General features: G+C 38.3%; 4 protein-coding genes. All 4 read left to right on the top strand.

Translation table 11 applies throughout. The features are described from left to right. Window positions 1–199: 199 nt before the first annotated feature. The 4 genes from B071_RS0111060 (at window position 200) to B071_RS0111045 (ending at window position 5129) form a co-directional block, all read left to right on the top strand. Window positions 200–1102, top strand: coding sequence for an ATP-grasp fold amidoligase family protein (locus B071_RS0111060; protein ID WP_083914882.1), 903 nt, complete (start codon window positions 200–202; stop codon window positions 1100–1102). A 604-nt stretch (window positions 1103–1706) separates the two neighbouring features. Then, window positions 1707–2618 carry a hypothetical protein gene (locus B071_RS19705; protein WP_157703180.1) on the top strand — a complete coding sequence of 304 codons (912 nt, stop codon included), beginning with the start codon at window positions 1707–1709 and terminating at the stop codon, window positions 2616–2618. A 350-nt stretch (window positions 2619–2968) separates the two neighbouring features. Beyond that, a complete protein-coding gene (locus tag B071_RS19265) occupies window positions 2969–4105 on the top strand; it encodes a glycosyltransferase (protein WP_083914880.1) in 1137 nt (378 codons plus the stop codon). Between the two features lie 187 nt (window positions 4106–4292). Then, complete coding sequence (locus tag B071_RS0111045) at window positions 4293–5129, top strand: glycosyltransferase family protein (RefSeq protein ID WP_018527149.1); 837 nt, start codon at window positions 4293–4295, stop codon at window positions 5127–5129. Window positions 5130–5236 lie beyond the last annotated feature (107 nt).

Raw genomic sequence — 5236 nt, 5'->3', positions numbered from 1 at the left:
GCCCTGGAGCGGGACACGGGCTACCGTCCCGTCACGGAAGTTCGTCAGGGTATTGCCGCCTTTGTGGCCTGGTATCGCGGGTTTTATGGGGTGTAAGTTTTGAAAATGATTGTTTCACACAGCTGGAAACACGTGGATAGCCATGTCTGTATGTCTGCAGAATATCATCGGAAAATAAGCGCATGAATTTGAGGTATAGATGAATTTAAGAACAAAATACAAAAACACATTTTCTTTAATAAAAGAAAAAATTTTTGGCTACCCCCAGTTAAAAAGAAAATTCAAAAAAAGAACTGGTTACACATTAAATCTGAAATCACCAAAAAGTTTCAATGAAAAAATTAATTGGAAAAAAATACATGATCGTAACCCTCTCCTGCCAATAGTAGCTGACAAATACAGAGTTAGAGGTTATTTGAAAGACGTGCTTGGTGAAGAGAAAGCGAATGAGGTATTAATACCACTCCTGCATGTAACTGAAGATCCTGAAACAATTCCCTTTGATGATCTACCTGATGAATATATTATCAAGGCAAATCACGGCAGTGGAACTAATTTCATAGTTGAAAAAGGGAAAAAAATCGATAAAGAGTTTATTATTGATTCTTGCAAAAAATGGATCGAGGAGGATTATGGATTTTTTAAGCAAGAGTGGGCATATCAGAAAATTCCAAGAAAAATAATTATCGAAAAGTTGGTTAAAGATGAAAAAGGTCTGTTACCAAAGGATTATAAGTTTTTTGTTATAAATGGAGTATGTGCCCTGGTGCAGGTTGATATTGATCGTCACATAGATCACAAGAGGGGTTTGTTCGATCCGCATGAATGGGAGCTTTTGCCCTATGGCATAAAATACAATAAAAGCAAATATTTACCGAAGCCAAAAAATTACAAAGAAATGCTTTCTATCGCAGAGAGTCTGGGGAGTGGTTTTGATTTTATTCGCATAGACTTATACACGATTGGGGAAAAAGTTTTATTTGGCGAAATGACAAATTATCCAGACAGCGGTATGGGAAAATTTAGCCCTTTGGAATTTGACTATGAACTCGGTTCAAAGTGGGAATTAAAAAAGAATTACTGGAAAAAACCTGGAAATTAAAACTTTTTCGTTTTTTGATTCATCGTTAATTTCCGGGGAATGCAGAATGGATGCGGAGGAAAAAGTATTCGTTATCCCGGAAATCATAGAAAACGCGCTTGATACCTTGTTTTTCCCTTCGAGGATTACCCGTGGTAAGATGGTACCGAATAAACGACAATGTTCCCTGAATGTGCACCGATAGGTTTTCCGCAAACCGGATCAGCGTGTCCATCCCGCTATCAGTTGCCAGGCGAACCACTGATACCACCAGGTCCGTGCGAACTATGGGTCGGTATAAGACCACAGATGATTGAGATCCTCTTTCATGATGTACATCGTAGCGATCTCTTTGTTCATGGAAAGTAGCTCATCACGATGTTTTGTCCCTTCTCACTACTGATTGTTTTCCTGTTACGAAGGAGAAGTCATCGTGAACCTTTGATAACCTTTCGTTGGGCCGAATCGTGTCGAAAACGACTGGCTGCATCCATCTCACCAGCCTTGCAGAAGCACGATGTCCATATAAGTGCTTGCACGGTGATCACCGACTAGCTGCTTCTTTATTCCCCACTAATCGACAATCAGCCAATCCTACATGATTATTAGCAAAATGGATTAATCTGTGATAAATAGAAAATATATTGAAGAAAATTTAACAGTAATTGTGCGTACAGTAAATGAGCGAACTACTGATTCATGTTATAAATTGCTATTAAAACAAATTAATGAAAGAAACATTCATTTTGTCAATGAATGTCCTTTTACTGAATCTATCAAAAAAAGTTTTGAATTATCGCTGGAAAAAGATCGCAAATGGACATTAATAGTTGATGCAGATGTGCTGATGAAGCCAGATTCTTTGTGTGAGTTTTTGAAATTTTCTGAAAGAACAAACGAAAATGTTTTTAAAGTAGAAGGTTTAATTATTGATAAATTTTTGGATAGCCCAAGACCAGCTGGAGTTCATCTTTATCGAACGAATTTTCTTTCGAAGGCTTTAAAGTTTATTCCTCACCCCTATGATGCCATCCGACCAGAAACATATGTACGCAAAAAAATGCAAGAAAATGGCTGTGATTTCGTAAAAAGCAATATTTTGTTGGGAATTCATGATTTTGAGCAATATTATCGTGATATTTACCGAAAATGCTTTATTCAAGCAAAAAAGCACAAAAAAAGAGTAAATAGAATTTTACCAAAATGGAAAAAAAAATCCATTGAAGACGAGGATTTCAAAGTGGCTGTTGCTGGATTTTTGGCTGGTGAATCCTATGATGGAAATGTATCAATAAATGCAAAGAGTGAGTATAATGATTTGATTGAAGAGGAAATAAAAAATCTCTCTCTGGAAGAAAAAAGACCTTTGCAGAATAATTTTCTCTTCGATGACCGTGACATGTTTCATTTTATAATTAGAGAACTTGTAAATATATCTGCAGAATTGAAAAAAACACATAAAACATCTAATAAAAAAGGTAATAAAATAGCAAATTTTTTTGTGAAAGAAAAACCGAATAGGACCGCCTTATCATAGTTAAAATGTTTTTCCCTCATCTATAGCATGCATAAAATACCAGCAGATGAAACAATTTCTTGGGCAAACCCTGCGGATTCATCTTCAGGTGGTTCCACAAGTTGCTCATGGATGAACCTGGGGAAGGGCTCCTTGGTGAGCTACTAGCAGATATCAAGACGCACTATTATAGAACGAAGGGGGAACAAATTTTTAAAAATTGGCGGACACGGTATTAATTTACCTATTGATACCCTGGGATATAGTATTTATGGATTCTACAGGACGAAACATCGTCTTGCAATTTTTTATCTCCCTGATCAGCGATGACCCTGATTTTCTTGAAAAATTAGGGCCTGAAAGGGCATCAGATGTGCAAAAAAAGAAATGCTAAACTTGTTTTTACCATCGGGAAATTTATGAATTATGCTGGTGGTGCAGAGAAATCACTAGCAGAAATTATTAGTTACTTGGCAGAAGAAGGTTTTGAAATCGTATTGATAATCATTGAGCCAGATGTATCAAAATTTAAAAAGCCTTATTATCAAATCAGTAATAAAATTTTTATTGAAAATGTATTTCCTTGGAAAGAAGACGGTTTTAAGTGTAAGCACAAAAAAAGCGATAAATTTCGAATTAAACGCATGAAACATCTTTTTTTAAAACATAACCCGGATGCGGTTTTTTGTTTTACAATTGAAAAGGTTCTCTTGAACTACAAAGCAATAAAAAATACTGGTATTCCGTTTGTTATTTGTCATCGGAATGATCCCGCAGTGAAGATTGATTACTTATTAAGCAAGGCAAAAATAAAAAATATTTATCGTAAAACCTTGAATTCTGCATTCAAATTGGCGAAATTTCATGTAGTTCAGTTTGATGAATATAAATATCCATTTCTCAACAATAATAGGGTTATGGTTATACCTAATGTAGTCAATAAAGTTATTCCGAATAATTGTGAAATAATTCAGAATAATCGTGTTATTCTGAATGTAGGCAGGTTGCACGAGCAGAAAAATCAGTCCTTGTTAATTAGGTCTTTTTATATGATACACAATAAATACCCAGGCTGGGTTGTCAAAATTTATGGTGACGGGCCTGAGAGAGATAGTCTTAATAATTTGATTAATAATCTTGGGTTATCGGATAAAGTTTTTCTAATGGGTACTACGAAAGATATGGATGAAGTTTATCGTGATGCAGCGGTTTTTGCTTTCCCTTCTGTTGTAGAAGGCTTTTCCCGAGCACATTCAGAAGCTATGGCTTATGGATTGCCTTCTGTTGCCTTAGAGAAATGTATTGGCTCCGCTAGATTATTATCTGGGGGCGATTGTGGCTATTTAGTTGATGATACCGCCGAAAAATTTTCCTTGGCGTTGGAAAAGTTGTTGTCCGATGAAGATCAAAGAGTTGTTTTGGGTGAAAATGCTTCATCGTCGATGTCCAAGTTTAAGCCAGAAGAAATATACAAATTATGGCTAGAATTGATAGAAAGCGAGCTTTAGTTTTTTATAACGATTATTTTGATTGAAGCCCTGCCGTTGGTAGGTTATATCCCACTGAGGAAGAAATTTCCTCGACTAGATGAAAATTTTGTCTTGACAGCTGGACACAGTTCCGAATTCCATTCTGTGTGAATAAAATGTTTTTTCCTCGTCTATCGAGACATAAAGCGTGAAGGAGCTATCTGATATGGAAGTAAACTCTTTTGGTGTAACCTACGTAGCCTTTGGGCGACCCTATCTGGCGATGGCCCTGGCATCTCTGGAAACTCTCAAGAAACATTCACCCAATGTTCCTTGTTGCATGATGACAAATGTAACAGATCGTGTTCCAGAACTCTCTTTTTGGGACAACACAAAGGATATCTGGTCCTACTATCCCGAAGAAAGCAAAAAAAATCGCCTGTACAAAACCGGGCTTGATATGTTTTCTCCCTTCGACAAAACGTTATACCTTGATTGTGATATCCTGGTATGGGAAGACATTGCTGTAGCAGAAAAATACCTCGACTATTTTGACATTTGCGTGAAACCACAGCGACGTGGACAGCGTTCTCCGAAATGGGGTGCCTGCACAGTCCTGGATAAGACATTTCGCGTTGCGGAACTGCCCCACTGGAATGGCGGGGTCTTCATGTTCAGGAAAAATGAGAAAACCAGAAATTTTTTCCACCTCTGGAACAGGTACTATCAGGACTACGGTATACCGGTGGACCAGGTCTCTCTGGTCGATGCTATCTTTCGCTCAGATTGTCGCCTGCTTTCGCTTGATAACAGGTGGAACGCGAGTTTCGCACCACGCAAGAATGAAGGAGATCATGCCGTCCGCGTTTATCATTATGGCTCCCGAATCGTCCCTGAGGCTCGGAAAAAGATGCTCCACTACGATGATCTGGTTGATCGGAACGGTCCCTTTGGAAATGAAGAGACGGCGCAGGAGTTCATAGCAAAGCGAATAGAAGCACGTATGAAAAAAGAAGGCCTGATTCAGTACTTGATCCACGCCCTGCGGAGAAAGTTGCGCTGATATGTATTCACAGAACCGGGCCTCCCGCCTGGGGCTGGCACAGCCATGAGCACCGGCACCTCTGCTCCCCTCAGAATCTGTCTGGTGGTGAAGCACTTTCCCGTTCT

It is taken from the genome of Alkalispirochaeta alkalica DSM 8900 (assembly GCF_000373545.1).
Classification (GTDB): domain Bacteria; phylum Spirochaetota; class Spirochaetia; order DSM-27196; family Alkalispirochaetaceae; genus Alkalispirochaeta; species Alkalispirochaeta alkalica.
Note: the sequence above shows the minus strand (reverse complement) of the source record. Positions and strands in the feature narration are given on the sequence as shown.